This is a genomic window from Streptomyces brasiliensis, from assembly GCF_014647875.1.
GTDB lineage: Bacteria > Actinomycetota > Actinomycetes > Streptomycetales > Streptomycetaceae > Streptomyces > Streptomyces brasiliensis.
On sequence record NZ_BMQA01000021.1, the window covers coordinates 15378 to 36299 of the forward strand.

The 20922-nt window shown below is 73.5% G+C and carries 15 protein-coding genes; 5 read left to right on the forward strand and 10 right to left on the reverse strand.

What is annotated here, in order from left to right:
- Positions 1-75 precede the first annotated feature (75 nt).
- The gene (locus IEZ19_RS27325) at positions 76-309 is read right to left on the reverse strand and encodes a hypothetical protein (RefSeq protein WP_189313963.1); all 234 of its coding nucleotides are present in this window, start codon (positions 307-309) and stop codon (positions 76-78) included.
- Between the two features lie 624 nt (positions 310-933).
- Between IEZ19_RS27325 and IEZ19_RS27330 the strand changes: the two genes are divergently transcribed.
- The 4 genes from IEZ19_RS27330 (at position 934) to IEZ19_RS27345 (ending at position 4040) form a co-directional block, all read left to right on the forward strand.
- Positions 934-1074 carry a hypothetical protein gene (locus tag IEZ19_RS27330; RefSeq protein ID WP_229840855.1) on the forward strand — a complete coding sequence of 47 codons (141 nt, stop codon included), beginning with the start codon at positions 934-936 and terminating at the stop codon, positions 1072-1074.
- Positions 1075-1278: 204 nt separating this feature from the next.
- The gene (gene ettA / locus IEZ19_RS27335) at positions 1279-2943 is read left to right on the forward strand and encodes an energy-dependent translational throttle protein EttA (RefSeq protein ID WP_189313965.1); all 1665 of its coding nucleotides are present in this window, start codon (positions 1279-1281) and stop codon (positions 2941-2943) included.
- A 6-nt stretch (positions 2944-2949) separates the two neighbouring features.
- The gene (locus IEZ19_RS27340; RefSeq protein WP_189313966.1) at positions 2950-3357 is read left to right on the forward strand and encodes an acyl-CoA thioesterase; all 408 of its coding nucleotides are present in this window, start codon (positions 2950-2952) and stop codon (positions 3355-3357) included.
- Positions 3354-4040, forward strand: coding sequence for a DUF8185 domain-containing protein (locus IEZ19_RS27345; RefSeq protein WP_189313967.1), 687 nt, complete (start codon positions 3354-3356; stop codon positions 4038-4040). Before IEZ19_RS27340 ends, IEZ19_RS27345 begins: the two co-directional genes overlap by 4 nt.
- A gap of 13 nt (positions 4041-4053) precedes the next feature.
- Here IEZ19_RS27345 and IEZ19_RS27350 read toward each other — a convergent pair whose 3' ends face one another.
- The 4 genes from IEZ19_RS27350 to IEZ19_RS27365 form a co-directional block, all read right to left on the reverse strand.
- Positions 4054-5007, reverse strand: coding sequence for an ABC transporter ATP-binding protein (locus tag IEZ19_RS27350; protein ID WP_189313968.1), 954 nt, complete (start codon positions 5005-5007; stop codon positions 4054-4056).
- 29 nt (positions 5008-5036) lie between these two features.
- On the reverse strand, positions 5037-7754 hold the full coding sequence (locus IEZ19_RS27355; protein ID WP_189313969.1) for an FtsX-like permease family protein: 2718 nt from the start codon (positions 7752-7754) through the stop codon (positions 5037-5039).
- Position 7755: 1 nt separating this feature from the next.
- On the reverse strand, positions 7756-11082 hold the full coding sequence (locus IEZ19_RS27360) for an FtsX-like permease family protein (protein WP_189313970.1): 3327 nt from the start codon (positions 11080-11082) through the stop codon (positions 7756-7758).
- Between the two features lie 188 nt (positions 11083-11270).
- Positions 11271-11675 carry a globin gene (locus IEZ19_RS27365; RefSeq protein WP_189313971.1) on the reverse strand — a complete coding sequence of 135 codons (405 nt, stop codon included), beginning with the start codon at positions 11673-11675 and terminating at the stop codon, positions 11271-11273.
- Between the two features lie 109 nt (positions 11676-11784).
- On the opposite strand from IEZ19_RS27365, the gene IEZ19_RS27370 reads away from it, so the two are divergent.
- Positions 11785-12780, forward strand: coding sequence for a methyltransferase domain-containing protein (locus tag IEZ19_RS27370; RefSeq protein WP_189313972.1), 996 nt, complete (start codon positions 11785-11787; stop codon positions 12778-12780).
- Positions 12781-12793: 13 nt separating this feature from the next.
- Here IEZ19_RS27370 and IEZ19_RS27375 read toward each other — a convergent pair whose 3' ends face one another.
- The 5 genes from IEZ19_RS27375 to IEZ19_RS27395 all read right to left on the reverse strand — a co-directional run bounded on the left by IEZ19_RS27375 (position 12794) and on the right by IEZ19_RS27395 (position 20908).
- Positions 12794-14143 (reverse strand): FHA domain-containing protein, encoded by a 1350-nt coding sequence (locus IEZ19_RS27375; protein WP_189313973.1) that lies wholly within the window; start codon positions 14141-14143, stop codon positions 12794-12796.
- A gap of 59 nt (positions 14144-14202) precedes the next feature.
- Positions 14203-15570, reverse strand: a complete 1368-nt coding sequence (locus IEZ19_RS27380) for a vWA domain-containing protein (RefSeq protein WP_189313974.1) — start codon at positions 15568-15570, stop codon at positions 14203-14205.
- Between the two features lie 175 nt (positions 15571-15745).
- Complete coding sequence (locus IEZ19_RS27385) at positions 15746-17056, reverse strand: PP2C family protein-serine/threonine phosphatase (protein ID WP_189313975.1); 1311 nt, start codon at positions 17054-17056, stop codon at positions 15746-15748.
- A 3-nt stretch (positions 17057-17059) separates the two neighbouring features.
- Positions 17060-19576 carry a serine/threonine-protein kinase gene (locus IEZ19_RS27390; RefSeq protein ID WP_189313976.1) on the reverse strand — a complete coding sequence of 839 codons (2517 nt, stop codon included), beginning with the start codon at positions 19574-19576 and terminating at the stop codon, positions 17060-17062.
- Between the two features lie 6 nt (positions 19577-19582).
- Positions 19583-20908: a coiled-coil domain-containing protein gene (locus tag IEZ19_RS27395; RefSeq protein ID WP_189313977.1), complete on the reverse strand. Its 1326-nt coding sequence runs from the start codon at positions 20906-20908 to the stop codon at positions 19583-19585.
- Positions 20909-20922 lie beyond the last annotated feature (14 nt).

Below are 20922 nucleotides of genomic sequence, written 5' to 3' on the forward strand. Positions count from 1 at the left end.
TCGGCGTGTTGGATGCGGTCAGCAGCGAGCCCTGCGGCCTGCGCCGCTGATCCCCGCACGGATCGAGCAGTGCCCTCAGCCCAGGGGGTACTTCGATATGGATATCGAGGTGCCTGATCCGGTTGGACTGGCCTGGACGGTTACTCCTTCCTTGCCCCGTTTGGCGACAATGTTGGCACTGAACTGACCTTGATACTTGGAAACCGTCTTCCAGCCCTCCCGGGCCAGAGTGTCCACGTAGAAGGAACCCACCTTGCTGACCGAGTCACCGGAATGCAGCACCGTCGTCCCGTCGGTGCGGCTGGTCACCGTGGCGCCCGGGTATGTGGGTATCGACCCTGAAGGCGTCTGGGGCGATGTCGCCGGCGGTGAGGTGGGGGTGGGGGTTGCCGGCGCGGGGTTGGAGTTGTCGGCACACGCGCCGAGTGTCATGAGAACTGCGGTGACACCCGCTGCTGCGATGCTCAAAATCTTCCGTCTCACGGCGCCTCCTGTATGCCTGCCGCATACTTGCCGGCCCCGGAACCCCATCCTCCAGTCCCATCATCCCCGGCCCCTGCTCCAAGGCAACCGGGCGGTGCCTTGGAGCAGGGGCCGGAGCGCCTGTGCGCGGCCGCACTCGCCCGACGCTCCGCCGGCCGACGAAGACCTTGATTCAGCGATGCCTGCTGACATCCATGACTGACTGTGACGTCGGTGCACAGCCCCGGTGCCGGCAACCCGTCGAGCCCTGAACGTCCTGGACGGAGGTGCGCCAGACCACCCACAGATCGAACTCCTCAAGCGGGTGCCGCGCCTGCCTTCGGCGTCGGATGTACCAACCCGCCACCAGCGACTTCCAAGCGCTTGGCCGTTCGGCGCATGCCGCGGGTCCGAGCAGTCATGATCCTGGCCCACAGGCCCCAGGACGCCGCCGGCCGAGGCGGTTCGGCGGTGCCGAACGCCGTGGCGCTGGCTGAGATCACGGCCATGCCGCGCGGGACGGAGTTGCCCGCCATGGGCGCCCACGTGGTGGGTGAAGTGATTGATCATGCTCACCGCAACCATCTGGTGAAGGTTCGGCTGCCTGGTTGATCACTCCCGGGCCGTCTCCGGGCCGTGCGAGGGCGCCCGAGGGCACTCGACGGCGACCGACAGTGACCGGAAAGCTGCAACCGCCAGCGGTGAAAGCGCAGGTCAGCGGCCCTCGGCCAGACGGGTTTCCGTCCAGGGCTGGCGGTCAGGCAAGATGGGGTGTATCTGCCCACTGCCTGATTTCAAGCTGCCGGACGGTTTCTCTTGGCTGAGTTCATTTACACCATGCGCAAGGCGCGCAAGGCGCACGGCGACAAGGTGATTCTCGACGACGTCACCCTGAACTTCCTGCCGGGTGCCAAGATCGGCGTCGTCGGTCCGAACGGTGCCGGTAAGTCGACCGTTCTGAAGATCATGGCGGGGCTTGAGCAGCCTTCGAACGGGGACGCCTTCCTGTCTCCCGGGTACAGCGTCGGCATCCTGCTCCAGGAGCCCCCGCTGAACGAGGAGAAGACGGTCCTGGAGAACGTCCAGGACGGTGTCGCCGAGATCAAGGGCAAGCTCGACCGGTTCAACGAGATCGCCGAGCTGATGGCGACCGACTACTCGGACGCACTCCTCGACGAGATGGGCAAGCTGCAGGAGGAGCTCGACCACGCCAACGCGTGGGACCTCGACGCCCAGCTCGAGCAGGCCATGGACGCCCTCGGCTGCCCGCCCGGCGACTGGCCCGTCACCAACCTCTCCGGTGGTGAGCGCCGCCGCGTCGCCCTCTGCAAGCTCCTCCTCGAGCAGCCCGACCTGCTGCTCCTCGACGAGCCCACCAACCACCTCGACGCCGAGTCGGTGAACTGGCTGGAGCAGCACCTGGCCAAGTACGACGGCACCGTCGTGGCCATCACCCACGACCGGTACTTCCTCGACAACGTCGCCGAGTGGATCCTCGAGCTGGACCGCGGCCGCGCCTACCCGTACGAGGGCAACTACTCCACGTACCTGGAGACCAAGGCGACCCGTCTCAAGGTCGAGGGCCAGAAGGACGCCAAGCGGCAGAAGCGGCTCAAGGAAGAGCTGGAGTGGGTCCGCTCCAACGCCAAGGGGCGGCAGGCCAAGTCCAAGGCCCGTCTCGCGCGGTACGAGGAGATGGCCGCCGAGGCCGACAAGATGCGGAAGCTGGACTTCGAGGAGATCCAGATCCCGCCGGGCCCGCGGCTGGGCAACGTCGTCGTCGAGGTCAACGACCTGCAAAAGGGATTCGGGGAGAAGATCCTCGTCGACGGTCTTTCCTTCACGCTGCCGCGTAACGGCATCGTCGGGGTCATCGGGCCCAACGGCGCCGGCAAGACCACCCTGTTCAAGATGATCCAGGGGCTGGAGACGCCGGACTCCGGTGACATCAAGGTCGGCGAGACCGTCAAGATCTCGTACGTCGACCAGGGCCGCGCCAACATCGACCCCAAGAAGACGCTGTGGGAGGTCGTGTCCGACGGGCTCGACTACATCAACGTCGGGCAGGTCGAGATGCCGAGCCGGGCGTATGTGTCGGCCTTCGGGTTCAAGGGGCCCGACCAGCAGAAGCCCGCCGGTATCCTCTCCGGCGGTGAGCGCAACCGCCTCAACCTCGCGCTCACCCTGAAGCAGGGCGGCAACCTGCTGCTCCTCGACGAGCCCACCAACGACCTCGACGTCGAGACGCTCTCCAGCCTGGAGAACGCACTGCTGGACTTCCCCGGCTGCGCCGTGGTCGTCTCCCACGACCGGTGGTTCCTCGACCGCGTCGCCACGCACATCCTCGCCTACGAGGGCGAGTCCAGGTGGTTCTGGTTCGAGGGCAACTTCGAGTCGTACGAGAAGAACAAGATCGAGCGGCTCGGACCGGACGCCGCGCGTCCGCACCGCGCCACCTACAAGAAGCTGACCCGGGGCTGATCGGTCTTGCGGCACATCTACCGCTGCCCGCTGCGCTGGGCGGACATGGACGCGTACGGCCACGTCAACAACGTGGTCTTCCTGCGCTACCTGGAGGAAGCCCGTATCGACTTCCTGTTCCGCCCGGACAAGGATTTCCAGCAGGGGTCCGTGGTGGCGCGCCATGAGATCGACTACAAGCGGCAGCTGGTCCACCGGCACGCGCCGGTGGACATCGAGCTGTGGGTCACGGAGATCCGGGCGGCGTCCTTCACCCTCGCCTACGAGGTCAAGGACGGCGACCAGATCTACGTCCGGGCCTCGACGGTGATCGTGCCGTTCGACTTCGAGGCACAGCGGCCGCGCCGGATCACCGCGGAGGAACGGGAGTTCCTCGCGGAGTTCAGGGACGAGGAGGAGGCCGTCGCCGCATGACGGTGCTCCATCTGGCCGACGAGGGGGAGGCGGCGGATCTCGCGGCCTTCCTCTCCCGGCTGCTCCACTACGACCGTTCGGCCGCGGTGCGCCTCCAGGCTTCGGGGACCGCGCTCGCCGTCTTCGGGCGGCCGCCGTCCTTCGAGGTGCTGGCGGTGCGTGCGGTGCGGCTCGCGAAGCCGTACGAGAACGGTCTCGACGTCGCCCTCGACGTGACCGTGTCCGCGGGTGACTTCCTGGAGACCGTGGCCGAGGCGGCGGCCACGGCCGCCGTCCCGGAACCGGTGACCGGGCCGCCGTGGGCAGGCGTCCTGCCGCCGCGCGGCGGCTGGCACCCCGAGCCCGGTCTGCCCGCGCCGGACGCGCTGCGCGCACTGGTCGGTGCGGCGGTCGCCGAATTCCGGTCCCGTATGCAGGAGTTGCCTCAGGAACGGCGTACGCGGGCCGAACTCGACGGCATCGGGCGGGACATCTGGTCCCGGACGGTCGGCGACACCAGGCTGCCGGTACGGGCCGTGCACGCGGCCCAGTCGCTCGGCTTCCTGCGATCCGGAAGTTCCGGGGGCGCCGAAAGCCTTGGGCTGTTCTCGTCGGGCAGCTGGCTGCGGCTGCGTACGCCGTACGGCTCGATAGCGGTACGGCAGGCGGGACTCGGAGCACTGGGCGTCAGCGTGCGCCGCTGACCTCGGGGCGGGACTAGCCCTCGCTGTCGTCCGGCCACACGCCGATGTGGTCCTGCTCCAGTTCCAGGGCGACCCGGTCGCGCATGCCCAGGGCCTGTGTGTACTCGGCGGGCAGTTGCAGGCGGCCCGCGCGGTCGAGCATGGCGTACTCGCGGGCCACCACCGTCTCATGGCCGGTCGTGGCGTCGACCTCGCTGCGGCGCAGCACCTCGGTGGAGGTGCGGCCGTCGCGGATGGCGACCGTGCGGCGGACCTCGCCGGCCACCGCCTGGTCGTGGGTGACGATCACGACGGTGGTGCCCAGCCGCTCGTTCGCGGTGCGGAAGGCGTCGAAGACCTGCGCGGCGGTGTGGGAGTCGAGTTCGCCGGTGGGTTCGTCGGCGAGCAGCACCGCGGGGGAGTTGGCCAGGGCCACCGCCACGGCGACCCGCTGCTGCTGGCCGCCGGACATCTCGTGCGGCCGGCGGTCGCGGAAGTCGGCCGCCTCCAGCAACTCCAGGAGTTCCAGGGCGCGTTCGGCGCGAGCGCGGCGGCGCGCGCGGGTGCCGGACAGCTGCATCGGGAGCGCGACGTTCTGCGCCGCGGTCAGATACGGCAGCAGGTTGCGGGACGTCTGCTGCCAGACGAAGCCGACGACCTCGCGACGGTAGGCGAGCCGGTCCCTGGCCGTCATGGTGAGCAGATCACGCCCGGCGACCCGGGCCGCTCCCGCGGTCGGGGTGTCCAGACCGGCAAGGATGTTCATGAGCGTGGACTTGCCGCTTCCGGAGGCGCCCACCAGGGCCATCAACTCGCCCTCGCGGACCAGCAGATCGAGCCCCTGGAGCGCCTGCACCTCCACGCCGTCGGTGGAGAAGATCCGCACCAGCCGGTCGCAGGTGATCAGGGCGTCGTGTCCGTAGGCGGGGCGGTTGCGGGCCTCGGTGACCCGGTCGGCGAGGTCGGCGAGGGTGGGGTTGGTCGTCATCGGGTCTCCTGGACGGTTGCCCTGAAGGGTCATCGGGTGTCCCCCGCTCTGAGTTCGCCGACCGAGCCGCGACGCCCCGTCCACCACGCCTGCACCCCCGCGACCCCCACCGCCACCACCACGACGGCGATCGCCGGAACGGTCAGGGACAGCGGGTCCGTGTGCAACTCGGCCTCGCCGACCGGGGTCTGGGCCGAGGCCAGCGCGATGGTCGTCAGATCGACGCCGGGGGACAGGAGGCGGATGGCGGCCCAGCCGGTCAGCGCGCCGCCCACCGCCGCGAGCAGGGCCTGGGGGAGGGACTCCAGGACGAGCAGGCGGCGGCCCTGGGAACGGGTGAGGCCCATGGTGCGCAGCCGGGCCAGGAGCGCGGCGCGTTCGGGGGCGGCGCGCAGGAGGGCGAGGAGGAGCGCCACGACGGCGTAGCCGCCGCCCGCCGCCACCGCCGCCGCATACACGCGCTCGGCACCGGTCTGGAGCGGTGAGTCGGCGTACTGCGCCCGTTCCTCCGACCGCAGATGGACGCTGCCCAGGTCGCCCACCGCCCGGCGCAGCGCCCGCCCGCCCACGTGGTCGCCCGTCATGAGCAGCGCCGTCGGCCGGGCGGCCGTCTCGCCGAGCCCGGCGCGGTCCACGACGAGGAAGTCGCCGCCGGACACGGCCGGCGTCAGGGACCGTACGGCCGTGATCCGCACGGTGACCGACGAGCCGTCCTCCAGGCGCACCGGGAAGGCCCGCCGGGTGCCGTACTGCTCGGCGAGGGACGGCGAGGCCAGGGCGGGCAGCGGGCCGCCGGACGAGGCGCGCTTCAACTGCTCCTCCGGGAAGGCGCCGAGCCCCGTGTGTCCCGCCAGCGCCGCGTAGGCGTCCGGCGGGACACCCACCAGCGGCACCGAGACCTGGCCGTCGTCCGGCTTCGCCTGGTAGGCGATGCTCACGGCGGCGACCTCGCGCACCCCGGACACCTTTGCGACCCGGGCGGTGAGGCTCGACGGGAGCGGGGCCTGGGCCTCGACGCGGGCGTCGGCACCGATGGCCAGCAGGGCCGCGCGGTCGCGGGCCTCGTCCACCCCGGCCAGCACCGAACCTCCGAACGCGGCCGTGGTCAGCGCGGTCAGCAGCGCGAGCAGGGGCAGCACGGCGGAGACCTGGGTACGGCCCGCGCGGGCCAGGGACAGCGGGCCCACGGCGCCGCGCAGCCGGCCGGCGGGGCGGGCCAGCCGGCGCAGCAGCAGCGGATAGCCGCGGACCAGGAGCAGCGCGGCGACGATGCCGGTCAGCACCGGGGCGAGGGAGATCAGCTGGTCCCCGGAGGTGCCGCGTCGCCGTAGCGCCTCCACCGCCGCCGCGGCCAGCACGAGCAGCGTCAGCTCCGCGACCGTACGGCGCCGGGACGGACGCACGCTCGCCACGTCCTCGCGCTCGGCGGCGACCCGTACGGACCGGTGGGCGAGCGCGGCGCGCAGCGGTAGCGCGGCGCAGACGACGGCGGTGACCGCGAGGGCGGCGACGGCGGCGTACCCGGCGCGGCCCTCGGGTACGGCGATGAGCCCGGCGAGCAGGCCCAGCGCGCCCGCGGGCACGGCGACCACGGCGGTCTCGGCGCACAGCCGGGCGGTGAGGCCGGGCAGGGAGGCGCCGCGGGCACGCAGCAGGGCGAGTTCGGTGCGGCGCCGGTCGGCGGCGAGGCCGCCCGTCATCAGCAGGACGACGGCGGCGACCGTCCCGGTGCCGAAGGCGGCCACCGCGACCAGCGGGGCGATGCCCGAGCGCAGCTGCGTGTAGGAGGTGAGGACGTCGTCGAGGCCGGTGTTCACCTCGGCGAACGGGTCGGTCAGGGCGCGCGCCCGCTGCAGTCCGGGGCCCGACTCCAGGGCGGCGACGGCGGACTTGAGACGTCCGGCATCGCGGGCGTGCAGGGCGTTCTCGTCGGGGGCCAGGAACCAGTAGAGCGGATGGCTGCCGCGGGTGCCGAGGATGGCGGGGGCGGCGTCGGGGGCCAGCAGCAGTGCGCCGAGCCAGTACCGGTCGGGGGTCGAGCCGGGTGAGGGCACGCTCACCAGGGTGGGCGTGCGCAGCAGGGGCACCGTCGACCAGTAAGGGCCGGAGGGGTCGCGCGGGGTGAGGATGCCGGTGACGCGGACGGCGAGCGGGGCGCGGTCGGTGCCGGGGACGTGGATGACCGAACCCACTTTGATGTGCAGGCTCTTGGCAGTGGCCTCGGTGACGGCGGCCTCGGCCTCGGTGGCCGTCGTGCCGACCGCGCCGCCGGCGCGCGGCAGCCGTCCCTCGCGCACGCGCGCGTGCTCGGCGAGGTCACTGTGCGCGAACAGCGAGATGCGGGCGGGCAGGCCGGTCGGGCGCGGTATCCAGGGGTCGGGCACCGGCGGGCTGTCGCCGGTGCCCAGGCCGTACGACGACCGGGCACGGTCGATCGCCAGCGGCGCCCGGGGTGTGGTGAGGACCTTCTCGAACCGGTCCCGCAGGGCATCGGGCCGCACGGCCGCCGCCCGCTCGGCCGGCGGGAGCGTGACGTCGGGCCGCGGAGCGGTGACCTGCACGGTGACGCGGTCGTACCGGGCCTGGTGCAGCGTGCGCAGCAGTCCGGAGTCCTCGTACCGGTCGACCGCGCGCGGGAACGCCGCGGCCAGGGCGGCGGTCAGCGCCACGAGGAGGGCGAGCGCGGCCGCGGTCAGCGGCGCGGTCCGCAGCCGGGTGCGCACCCAGGGGGCGACCACGGGGTTCATCTCACTCGCCTCCCTGCTCGCGCAGTGCGCTCGCCGGATCCGCCCGGCGCAGCGCCAGGGCCGCCGTGACGGCCAGCGGCGCCGCCGCCACGGCCGCCAGCAGCAACGCCACGCGTCCGGGCGGGAGTTCGACGAGCAGATCGGGTACGGGTCTGGTGGCGTCCGAGGTCAGCACGATCAGCGGAAGCACGGCACGGGTCAGCACGGTGCCCAGGGCGACGCCGACCACCAGGGCCAGCCCGGCGAGGACGCCCTGCTCGGCGGCGATCGTCCGGGCCAGCTGACGGCGCGGGGCGCCCAGGGCACGCAGCACCGCGAACTCGGCGCCCCGCTCCCGCAGCGACCCGGCGGCGCTCACCGCGAAGCCGACCGCGGCCAGGGCCGCCGCCACCACGGCCGCCGCCGCGAACGCCGCCTCCGGGCCCGCGCCGAACGGGTCGTCGCGCAGCTCGGCGGCGATCTCGTCCCGCACCACGACCTGCCCGGGATCGATGTCGGGCAGGGCCCGAGCCGCCGCGGCCACCGCGGCCGCGTCGCCCGGCGCGGCCCGCAGCCACCACTCGGTGGGCGTGACACCCTCGTCGTACCGCGCCTCCAACGCCCGGTTCACGGACCGGAGATCGAGCAGTACGGCCCCGCCGTCCCGCTCGCCGGCAGCCGTCGGGTCGGTGGTGGTCGGCAGGGCGCGTACGGACCGGACGATCCGGGCCGGCAGGCTCAGGCCGCCCAGCGTCACCTCGACGCGCTGCCCGGGGCGGGCGCCGGCCGAGGCGAGGAAGCGGTCGGTGGCCACGGCCGTCACCTCGGGCGCCGCGGGCTGCGTCACCCGCAGGTGGACGGTCACCATCGTGACGTTCCAGTACTCTTCCGCCGGGGCGTAGCCCGTGCCGTAGGCGACGGTCGGCGGCGCGGTCGACGTCACCCGGGGCCGCGTCGGACTGGTGGCCGGACTGGCGTCGACGTTGTCGCCCGCCTCCGTCTCGGCGGTCCAGGAGGTCGGCAGCGAGACCCGCCGCACCGTCCCGTCGCTGGCGGTGGCAGTCAACTCCGAGACCGAGAGCCGGTGTTGCTCGGCCCGTCGAGCGGGCATCTGGAAGTCGAGCCGGAGACCGGTGAGCGTGGCCGGGCCGGCGGCGGAGGACAGGCCGACGGTGAGGGTGTGCGGGCGGCCGTCGGCGGGCAGCCGGCCGAAGGACAGCGGGTAGGGGACGCCGTAACGGTCCTCCAGGGTCGCCGCCACGTCGGGCGTCGTGTGCGACCCCGGGGAGCTGCGGACGGTCATCGTCAGCCCGAGCCGGGCGGTGCCGGCCGGTATCCGGGCACCGGCCGGGGATCCCTTGGGCGTCAGCCCGGCCAGCAGCGGCCGCACCGGCTCGGCGGCCAGGTCCCGGCGCATCAGCACCGCGTCCGACGCGTGCGCCGTGTCCAGGGCCAGCACGGTCGCCGACCGGTCGCCGGACAGGGGCTGCGTGGTGCGGACCGCGGGGGCGGCCTCGCGTACGTGCGGGAGGGCGGCGTAGGTGTCGGTGCGGCCGAGCCCGCCCTCCCCGGCGGCCAGGATCCGTACCGGCACCCCGGCCCGGAAGTCGGCCTGGTCGTCCTGCGAGCGGTCCCAGGACGCGCCCTGCCCGATCGCCAGCATCCCGAGCGCCACGGCGAGGACGAGCAGCAGCACCGGGCCCGCGCCGCGCATCGGACGGCGGCTGAACTGCCAGCCCGCCAGCGCCACCGGCAGCCCGCGCCCGGCCACCGCCCGGCGTTCCGCGAGCCGCGCCACCGGCGGCAGCAGGCGCAGCGTCAGCACGGTCCCGGCGAGCAGGGCCAGCGCGGGTGCCGCGACCAGCAGCGGGTCGATGCCGAGGGCACCCGACCGGTCCGCGCCGACAGCACCGGTGGTCTGCCGGTTCAGCTGCCAGTACGCCACCCCGGCCACGACCAGCAGGCCGACGTCGGCACCGGCGCGCACGGGAGCGGGGAGGCCACCGGAACCGGGGATGCGCAGACGGCGCCGCGCGCCCGCACCGGCCGACCCGCGCCGCCGTCCCGACCCGGCCGCGCTCCCGCCCGCCTCCTTCCCGCCGCCGGACGCCAGCGCCGGCACCGTCACCGCCAGCGCGCACCCCAGCGCCACGCCCGCCGCCACCAGCCACACCCCGGTGCGGCCGCCCGCCGGGGTGTCCAGGTGCAGGCCGATGCGGGCCAGCGCGCCCTGGCCGGCCAGCAGAGCGGTGAGCGGCCCGGCGAGCAGCGGGGCGCAGACGGCCGCGGGCAGCGCCAGCAGCAGGGCCTCCCCGGCGGCCAGGCCCGCGATCCGGGCCCGGGAGCCGCCACGCGCCCGCAACAGCCTTGTCTCGCCCATGCGTTCGGCGCTCAGCAGCCGGGCCACCAGCAGCAGGGCGTACCCGGCGAGCAGCACCAATTGGAGCGCGACGATCAGGAGCGTCGACCGGGAGACGAGCAAGGAACGGTCGATGCGGTCCAGGACGTCGGGGAGCGAGGTGGCCGAGGCCGTCACGCCGGTCAGCGAACCCGGTTTCCGCAGCGCCGCGCTGCCCTTCCGCGCCGCGTCGCGGAGCGTGCCGATCCGGTCGGTCGTCAGCGTGCCGAAGCCGGCCGACGCCAGCCAGGCCGACGGACCGGCGCTCACCTTGTCGCCGGTGACGACGGAGGGAGCGGCGAGCAGCGGGCCGTACGTCGTGAAGCCGGACTTCTTGATGCCGCGCCCGAGCAGGTCGTCCAGCCGCCAGTAGGCCGACGTGGCCGAGGCGGGCCGGTAGAGACCGGTGACGCGGGCGTGTACCGGCGGTCCGTCCAGCCGGTCGGCCAGCGTGAGCCGGTCGCCCGCCGCGAGGCCGAGCGCCCCGGCGGCGGTCTGGGGGAGGGCCACCTCGATGTCGCCGGAGCCCGGTCGCGGCAGCCGCCCGGAGACCAGCCGGATCTCACCCCGTTCCAGCGCCGCGAGATAGGTGAGGTCGGGGTCGCCGGAGCGCTGTGCCGGGGGTTGCAGCGAGCGGGGCAGCGCGTACGGGCCGGAGCGCACCAGGGTTCGTACCGTCACCGGAAGTCCGCCGAAGGTCCGGCGCGCGCCCTCGCGCACGGCGGCGTCCGCTTTCGCACGTCCGTCCGCGGGCACGTCGGCCCTGACGATGAGCGCGGTGTCGGCCGCGTTGCGCGGATCGTCGAGGGAGTGGCGCAGGGCCGCGTCGCCGATCGCGCCCGAGTACGCGGTGAGCGTCGCCAGCACCGCCGTGGTGAGCAGGACGGCCAGCAGCGCGGCGGCGAGCAGCAGTCGGTGCGCCCGCGCACGCAAGACGACGAACCCCGTCACCCGGCCCCCCGGTTGCCCACAGTGTCGACCCCAGGAGTCCCCCCGGGTTGTCCAGACCTCTTGGCGATGCTGTCAGAGAGGCCGGTCCCGGGTAAGCGCTCCTGAACGGGACTTGACCGGATCGTGATCGGATTCCGGCGCCGTACGACCGGAATCCGGGGCTCAGCCGGTGATCTCCGGTTCCCGGGTCAGTCCGGGGTGTTGATCATCGAGGCGGCCGCGTACGTCAGGTAGTTCCACAGCGTGTGCTCGTGCTCCTCGGACAGGCCGAGTTCGTCGACCGCCGCCCGCATGTGCCTCAGCCACGCGTCGTGCGCGGCCCGGTCCACCGTGAACGGGGCGTGCCGCATCCGCAGCCGGGGGTGGCCGCGGTTCTCGCTGTACGTCGTCGGTCCGCCCCAGTACTGGATCAGGAACAGGGTCAGCCGCTCCTCGGCCGGGCCCAGGTCCTCCTCCGGGTACATCGCCCGCAGGGCCGGATCCTCGGCGACCCCCTCGTAGAAACGGTGGACGAGCCGACGGAAGGTCTCCTCCCCGCCGACCTGCTCGTAGAAGGTCTTCTCCTGAAGCGTGCCGCGCCGAATCTCTCTCACCCGTCCATGGTCTCAGACGCGGTGGCGGAGGACTCAAGGCTTGGGACCACGCCGAATCACGGCCGGGCGGGTACTCGCCCCCGGGCTCCCCGCGCAGCACAGTGGACCTATGGGTGCGCGTGCTCCAGACAGGGACGATCCGGTTCTCGCCGTCCTCGCGGCCACGGCGCGGGCGGCGCTGGTGCGGCAGATCGAGGCGAGCGGGGCCTTCGCGGACGACCCGGTGTGGCGGGAGGCGTTCGCCGAGGTGCCCCGGCACCTGTTCGTGCCGTACTACTACATCGGCGTCGTCGGCGGCTACGAGCGGTGCTGGGGCGAGAGCCCCGACCCGCAGGCGCGCGAGCGCTGGCTGAACGGCGCCTACGCCGACGTCCCGCTGGCCACCCGGGTGCGCGACGGCGAACTGGTCTCCTCCAGCAGCCAGCCCTCCCTGATGGCGACGATGCTCGTCGAACTGCGAGTGGCGGACGGCGACCGGGTCCTGGAGATCGGCACCGGCAGCGGCTACAACGCGGCCCTGCTCGCGCACCGGCTCGGCGACGACGACCTCGTGACCACCGTCGATCTGGAGCCGGAGATCACCGAGTCGGCGCGCCAGCACCTCGCGGCGGCCGGCTACCACCCGGTCGTGGTCACCGGCGACGGAGCGCGCGGAGTTCCCGAGCGCGCCCCCTTCGACCGGATCATCGCGACCTGCACCCTGCCCTCGGTGCCGCGCGCCTGGCTTGCCCAGTGCCGCCCCGGCGCCCGCATCCTCACCCCGATGGCGACCGGTCTGCTGGCGCTCACCGTCCGGGACGCGGGGCACGCCGAGGGCCGGTTCCTGCACACCCCGGCCTACTTCGTCCCGCTGCGCGGCGAACACCGCGCCGAGCCGGAGACGGTGTCCCTGGGCGGGGTGCCACGCAGCGCCCGCGACCACGAGCTGTTCCGGTTCCTGCTGGCCCTGACCCGCGGCAGCCGCGATCCGCAGGAGACGTACGCGATGTGGGAGCGCGAGGGTGCGCCGACGCGTGAACGGTACGGCGTCACGCTCACCGGCGACCACGAGTGGGCCTGGCTGGACGACCCGGAGGGGCCGTACACCTGGCCCCTGCCGGGATGACGGTCCTGGACGCTCAGCCGCGGCGGATCGTGATCGTCGTCCAGGCGCCCACGTGGACCCGGTCGCCGTCCTGCAGCGGGACGGGGACGAAGGGCTGGATGGGGTCCTCGCCGCCGTTGACGGTCGTGCCGTTCGTCGAGTTCTGGTCGACGACGGCCCAGCTGCCGTCCGGCTGCTGGACCAGGACCGCATGCTGGTGCGAGACGCCCGGGTCTTCCGGCGGCACCGACAGGTCGATGTCGGGGGTGTCGCCGGTGGAGTGCCGGCGGCGGCCGATGGTGACCTGGTTGCCGGAGAGCGTGCGCTGCTGCTCGGGCGAGTAGGCGGGCAGGTTGAGGCCCGCGGCCTCGGGGCCCGAGCGCTGCATCATCGCCATGAAGTACTCGCGGTCCGGGCCGATCGTCGCCGTCCACGTCATCGGTCCCTGCGGCGCCTGCGGGAAGCCGGGGCCGGGCGGGGCCTGGGTGGCGCCGGGCTGCGGATAGCCGTAGCCGCCCGGGCTCGTGGACGACGGCGGGGAGATCACCCAGTCGTCGTCACCGCCGCCGAAGGACGGACCGCCGGCCGGCGGCCGGCCCGTCTCCTGCGGGAAGGCGGGTGGCGCGGGCTGCTGGAAGCCCTGCGGGGGAGCACCGGCCGTGCCACCGGGACCGGCGGGCGGCGTCGGCGCGGGCGGCGGCGGAACCGGCCGCGAGGGGTCGCCGCCGAAGGCGCCGGGGACGCCGGGACCACCGGGGGCGGGCGGGCTGGGGAAGGCGGACGGGCTGCCCGGGCCCTGTCCCTGACCGCCGCCGAAGCCACCCTGACCGGGGCCTTGGCCGCTGCTGAAGCCCGAGGGTCCGCCGGGACCCTGCCCCGGACCGCCGCCGAAGCCCGAAGGACCGCCGGGACCCGGACCGCGCTCGCCGCCGAACGGCGTCGGGCCCGACGGCTCGTTGCCGAACTGCGGGATCGGCTCGGCGGGACGGTTCATCTGCGACGGGCGCGAGCCCTGGTACGAGTCGCCGCCATAGGTCTGGCTGGGCGGTGTGAAGCGTGGCGCCGGGTTCGGCGCGGACGGGTGCGGGGCGGCCGGGGTGTACGAGGTCGCCGTGTTCGTCAGGAAGTTCCACCGGCACTCCTCGCAGAACGGCGCGCCGCCCTCACGGGGCGTACGGCACTGCGGGCAGAGCTCCGGTTCCGGGTCCGGTACGGCGGACAGGTGCGGGCGTCCGGGCGCGCCGGCGGGGCCGGGCGGCGGGAAGCCGTAGCCGCCCGCGGGCGGCGGCGGAGGGGGCGGAGGCACGGCACCGGCCATGCGGTGACCGCAGACCTCGCACCAGTCGTCGGAACCCGACTGGTGTCCGTTCGGGCAGGTCGGCATGTCGGCGCTTCCCCCTTTCTGTCAGGGTCTTTCCTGAGTCGCGCGGTATTGCTCTGGTGTCACTTCTTTACACGAACAGTCTTGGTGGACCGTGTCTCGAGGGTCATCTCGTCGGCCTCCTCGACCCTCGCCTTCAGTCGCACAGTACCTGTCGCGGCGTCGACCACGTCCACCACCTTCGCGAGCAGTTTCGCAGTATCCGCGTTGCCGGAGGCGCTGGCGAGCTGAACGGCCCGGCCCAGTTTGGCCGTTGCTCCATCCATATCACCCGCTTTGCGAAGGTCGAGGCCCTGCTGGATGGCCTGTGCCAGTTCGGCCTGCCCGGTGTAGTGGGCGACTTGGGGGTTGATCGAGGTCGAGGCGGCCATGTCGTCGGTCCACACGGCCCGCACCAGGCCCTGCGCGCCCAGGTTCTGGACGCTGCCTCCTCCGCCCTCGGCTGCGCTCGAGGGCTGCGGGACGACCAGCGAGACGCGGGCCGCCAGCATCTCCTGGCCGATACCGGCCGCGGGGACCTCGACGCAGACGTGGTAGTCGCGTGACTCGTCGCCCCAGGAGCCGGTGGGGTAGTCCCCGGAGCGCGGTCCCGCCTCGATGCGGCGGGCGGTCAACTCCTCGACCGTGGGCGCCACTTGCTTGACGAACCTGATGGTCGTGCCCACCGGGGTCCATACGCGCAGGGCGACGTCCGCGACCTCCTTGCCCATCGCCGTCTCCATCATCTGCGTGAAGTCGGCGGCCAGGCCCGCCGGATCGGCGACGATGTCGGCGGTGCCGAGCAGGGCGGAGGCGATCCCTGTGACTTCTTTCACTTCCCAGTCGGTGCCCACGCCGCGCGCGTCACATGTGAACCGTCCGGCGCAGGAGTCGAGCGCGGCCTTCAGGTCCTCGGGCGCCTCGTGCTCGTTGCGGCCGTCGGTGAGCAGGATGCCGTGCCGGATCGCGACGTCCGCCGAGGACAGCAGGCGGTCGGCGAGCCTGAGCCAGGTGCCGATGGCCGTGCCGCCGCCCGCGCTCAGCTTCCGCAGCGCCTGCTTGGCCTGCTCGCGGGTGGTGGCGTCGGCGACAGCGAGGGCGCCGTTGCCCGGATACACCTCCTTCGCGAGGTGTGTGCCGCCGATCACCGCGAAGTGCACGCCGTCGCGCAGGGTGTCGATCGCGGCGGCCGTGGCGTCACGGGCGTTGCGCATCTTGGTCGGCGGGTAGTCCATCGAGCCCGAACAGTCGACCATGATCGCCACGGCGGCGGACGGGCCCTGGCCGGGCGAGTAGAGATGGGGAGCCGCGACCGCGCTCCCGATGGTGCCGCCGCCGGTCGCCGTCACCGTGACGATCGCGTTGACCTCGCGGCCGCCCTCCGGCAGGTACTCGTTCTGGTACACGTCCATCGAGAACTGCGGCACGTTCGACTTCGAGAAATTGGCCATGACTGCTCTGATCCCCCTCCGACCCACGACCGAGTGGGTGACGACTGTGTGCGGACCGGTCCCCTCCGGTCCGCATGGGCCTGCCCGGGTGCGGCTGTGTGCGGCTCGTGCGTCCCTGTGCGTCCCTCGTGTCCCTGCGTGTCCTGTGTGCCGTATGCGGCCGTTATGTTCGGCCTCAGCCCGATCCTGCCCCGACGGGCGGGGCGGGGAACGGCAGGACGGCCACTGTTACGTTGTCGTGGCCCCCGCCGTCGAGCGCGTGTCCGACCAGGACCTGCGCGCTGTGCAGGGGACGCGCGGCGGCGTCGAGGGGGACGACCTCGGCCATCTCCTCGGCGGACTCCGCGTAGTTCCACAGGCCGTCCGTGCACACCACGACCACACCGGGCCGGTCGGGCTTGAAGGACGCGGTGTGCGGCTCGAGTTCATAGGCGTCGGCGCCGAGCCAGCCGGTGATCGCGTGGGCGCGCTCGTCGGCGTACGCCTCGGCCTCGTTCATCAGCCCGGCGGCGACCATCTGCGCGGCCCACGAGTCGTCCTCGGTGAGCCGGGCCGCGGGCGAGGCACGGTCGACGGGCACCCAGTAGGCGCGGCTGTCGCCGACCCAGCCGACGACCAGCAGTCCGGCGGTGACGATCGCGCCGACGATCGTGCAGGCCGGGGCGTTCTGGTGCGGGCTGTGCTCGCGGGCCTCGGCGGGCTCCTCCGCCAGCGCGTCGACGGCGTGCGAGGCGGCGACGATCGCCTCGTGCATGGCCTGCTGAGGATGCGTGCCCCGTGGCAGTGCGGCGCGCAGCGCCGCGCCGGCCGCCTGCGACGCGGCGAGCGAGGCCACGTCCGGGCGGGTCGCCGAGGACACGCCGTCGCAGACGACGGCCAGGGCGACGGGCGAGCCGTCGGGCAGCGCGGTGTGGCCGACGGCGAAGGCGTCCTCGTTGCGGTGGTGGCGCAGCCCGCGGTCGCTGACCGCGGCGACCGGACCCGACTCCTGCTCCATGTGGTCGCGTTCGCGCGGCTGGGCGTGCCCGCAGTTCTCGCAGTAGCCGTCGTTGTCGACCCGGCCCGCTCGGCAGGCCACGCACACCTTGGCCTCCTCGGCCGGGGCGGCGGCCACCCGGGGGTCGGGTGCCTGCAGCGGGTAGTCGTCGGGCTCCAGCGGCCGGTCGAACCGCACGCCGGGAGCGGGGGACACCGCGGAGTCCGGCCGCGGCAGCGGCGTGCCGCCCGAGTCGGTGCCCGGCAGGTCGGTCGGCAGATGCACCGCCGACGGTGTGTCGGAGCTGTCCGGCTCGGAGGCCACGGGCCAGTCCACGCCCTCCCCCGGCGCACCGGAACCGTCCATGGTGAGCGTCGGATGATCCTGCGGCGGAGCGGGCACCACCGAAAGGTCGTATCCGCACGCGCCGCAGAAACGGTCACCCGATTCGAGCGGCTCCGCGCAGCTCGGGCACTTCGACAGTGCGGCCTGCTGGGGCATCTGCGACATCAACTACACCCACGTCCGGGGGCGGTAACGGTTGGCCCGTTCCACCAGGTCGATCCTCTCCTCGCCGCCGGGCGCGAGCCGGGCCAGCGTGCGGTACGAACGTTCCAGGCCGAAGCGGAGGCCCCGCTCGTCAAGGCCGCTGCCGAGGAGCACCCGTCCGCCGGCGGCGGGCTGCGCGCCCTGTCCCCCGGAGAGTATCCAGTCGAGCGCGCAGCCGAGGACCTCCGCCGACAACTGCTCGCGCCGCGCCGGGTCCAGACCGTAGGCGTCCAGGGCCTCGACCTGCCCGGCCGCGGCCGTCAGGTCGTCCAGGAACGGTGCGTCGCCGGAGGTCGCCGTGCGCTGCCGCAGCCGCGCTCGTACGGCGGCCACGCGCGCGGCGGTGTAGTGGATGGACGACTCCGGCACGGACTCCAGCGTCCGTACGGTGCTTCGCCGGTCGCCCGCCGCGAGCTGCACGCGCGCGAGGCCGAACGCCGCGCTCACGAAGCTCGGGTCGGTCGACCACACCAGGCGGTAGTACTCGGCGGCGTTGTCCAGCTGGCCGAGCACCTCCGCGCACAGGCCGAGCGCCAGCTTGGGCGCGGCCTCGCCGGGGAAGGCGTCGTAGACCGCGTCGAAGGCCAGCGCGGCGCCCTCGAAGTCGCCGGTGGCCAGGGCGGCCATGCCCCGGTACCACACCACCCGCCAGTCGTCGGGCCGCTCCGCCTCCAGCTCGGCCAGGGACATCAGGGCGGACTCGGAGGCGCCGGTCTCCAGCCTAGCGCGGATCTGCCGCAGCCGGGTCTCCACGGTCTGCGCCGGCGCGGCGGCGAGCGCACCGATCAGCTCGCCCGGCGCGGACGCCATCAGACCGGCCAGGAAACCGGCGTTGGGGTCCGACGGGTCGACGAGCGGCACGGGCAGGGCGAGCGCGGCGGGCGGCGCCGCGACCGGCTTGACGATGCCCGGGGCGCCGCTCGCGGCCTCAAGTGCGGGAGCGGGCACGGACGTCCGGCCTCCCGGTGTCTCCCGTGCCCCCAGCAGTGACACGTCCCCGTCCAGCCTGGGGAACAACTCCGTGTCGGTGACCTTCAGTTCGGGACCGAACAGGGTCGACAGCGCGGGACGCGGCCGTCCCGTCTGCAGGGACACGACCTCGCGCAGGACACCCGTCAGCTGCTCGGCCATCTCCTGCGCGGAGGCGAACCGGCGTGCCGGGTCCGGGTCGGTGGCGCGGACCAGGAGCCGGTAGAAGGACTCGTACTGCCGGAAGACCTCGATGTTGTCCGGGTCGGGCAGGGAGTCCACGAAGACGTTCGTGTAGCCCTGGAAGTCGAAGGTCAGCACCGCGAGGGTGCGGCCGACCGTGTAGAGGTCGGAGGCGACCGAGGGGCCGACCTCGGCGACCTCCGGCGCCTGGTAGCCGACCGTGCCGTAGATGGCCGACTCGTCGTCGTCCATGCGGCGCACGGCGCCCATGTCGATCAGCTTGAGCTGGTCCTCGGTCTGGATCGCGTTGTCGACCTTGAAGTCGCAGTACAGCAGGTTGCGGCTGTGCAGATGGCCGAGCGCCTCGAGCGCCTCGATGCCGTACGCGCACGCCTGCTCCACCGGCAGCGGGTCCCGCTTGCCGTCGGCTGCGCGGCGGGCGTTGGCGATCTCCTTCAGCGACTTGCCGCCGACGAACTCCATGACGATGTAGCCGTCGAGAGAGCCGGTGCGCTGGTCGAGGTGCTCGACGAAGTTGTAGATCCGCACGATGTTGGCGTGCTCGATCTCCGCGAGGAAGCGCCGCTCCGAGATCGCGGCGGCCATCGCGTCCTGGTCGCCGGTGTCGAGCAGGCCCTTGAGGACCACCCACCGGTCGGAGACCGCGCGGTCCACGGCGAGATAGATCCAGCCGAGCCCGCCGTGCGCGAGGCACCCCACGACCTCGTACTGGCCGTGCACGACGTCCCCGGCCTTCAGCTTCGGCACGAACGAGTACGGGTGCCCGCACTTGGTGCAGAAGCCCTCCGTGCGCCCCGCGCGCTCCCCGCGCGAACGCCCCACCGGCGCCCCGCAGTCGGAGCGGGAGCAGAACCGCTTGCGCTCGGGCACCTCGGGGTTGTCGAGGACCATCGCGCGTGGGTCGGGCTTCGGCACCTGGGGGACCGAGACGAGCCCGGCGCCGAGCCGGCCGCGCCCGGACGACCCGGCGGCGGAGCCGGAGCTGCGCACCGACACCGAGCGGCTGCTCGTCCGGCCCGAGAGCGAGCGCGAGAGCCGTCCCGACACCGAGCGCCGCGACTTCGACGACTGTGACGACGTGCGCGCACTGCGACTGCTGGAGCGCGAACTCCCGCTGCCCGACGAGTCCTTGCCGCCGCCCGTGATCCCGGTGGGCGGTGAGCCCACCATGCCACCCCCAGAGGGGGGACCCCCAGCCGACACGACCGGCGCCAGGCCGCAGGTGTCGCAGTACAGCTCACCGCCGCCCACGTCCTCGTACGACCCGTCGCAGCCCGGCCGCTGACACGGCTGTCCTGCCTGACTCATGGCTGGCTACTCCCCCCTCCGGTCCTGAGGCCCGCCCTGCTGCGGCACCCGCGGGGCCGCGAGCTGCTCGGCCGCCGCCTGCTGGTAGCGCAGGACGGCCTGTTCGGCGACGCGCAGGTCGCAGGGCGCGCTCCACAGCATGCGGCGCGCCGCGTCGTACCGCTCGACCAGGAACGGGTCCTCCGCGAGCCCGAGCCGGGCCACCTTCGCCTTGTACGCGTCGAGCCGGCCGCGCAGCTCCGCGCGGACCGCCAGCGGCGCGGTGACCGCCGTCAACGACTCGCGGGCGCGCAGCAGTTCGTCCTCGGCCTTCCGCTCCAGGGACTCCAGGAGCGGGGACAGCCGGTGCCACTGGGCCGATCTGCGGTACTCGGCGGCCGTCGCCAGCTGCTCCTGGAGCGCCGTCGGCGGTCCGCTGACGACCGGCACCTCCGTCGCGGCGATCTTCGCCAGCACCTCGCCGCGTGCCGTGCGGGCCTCGGCGAGGGTGCGGTCGGCGCGCGAGAGGACGTCCCGCAGCTTGATCAGCCGGGTCTCCGCGTCCTGACGGACCGTCAGGACAGCGTCGATCTCCCGGCGCACGTCCTCCAGGGCGCGCGCCTCACGGTCGTACACCGTGGTGTCGGGGCGGCCGCCGCCCGGTGCCGAACTGCCGGGTGCCGCCGTCCAGAAGGCCAGCGGGTCGGAGACGACGTCCTCGCGCAGCCTGGTCAGCGTGCGCGTGATGTGCTCCAGGTCGTCGCCGGCCGGGTGCTCGCCGGGGCGCACGCCGACGGAGTGCGCGAGCTTGCGGGTGCGCTGCAGTTCCGCGGCGAGCAGATCGATCCGGGCGGGCAGCGCGGACCACACCGCGTCGGCGGCGACGACCATGTCCAGCGAGGACGCGTACAGCTCGTTCATCCGCTCCACGAGGCCTGCCAGCGAGAACCGCTGGCTGAGCCGGCCCGAACCGCCCAGCAGGGTCGGCGCGTTGGCGGTCGCCGTGGCGCTGTCGGCCACCGTGACCGATTCGCCGCGCAGCAGCTCCGTCAGCTCGATCAGGTCCTCGCGGCTGGACCAGCGGCGCCGGGCGCGGATCTCGCGGGCGTGGCGCAGCGCGTCCGTGTACGCGTCGAAGTACGCCCACAGCAGCGTGATCGACGCCTCCGCGGCCGTCCAGCGCTCCTTGGTCGTGCCGGTCAGCTCGGCACCCTCCAGGAGCCGGCGGCCCGCATGGTCCTGCAGGGCGAGGAGCGAGCTCTCGATCGCCTCGTGCTCCGCGCCGAGCCGCGCCAGCGCACGGTCCACCTCGTCCCGGTCCAGCACCGGCCCGGCGGGGTCCGTGGCGCCCATCGATCACCTCTCGC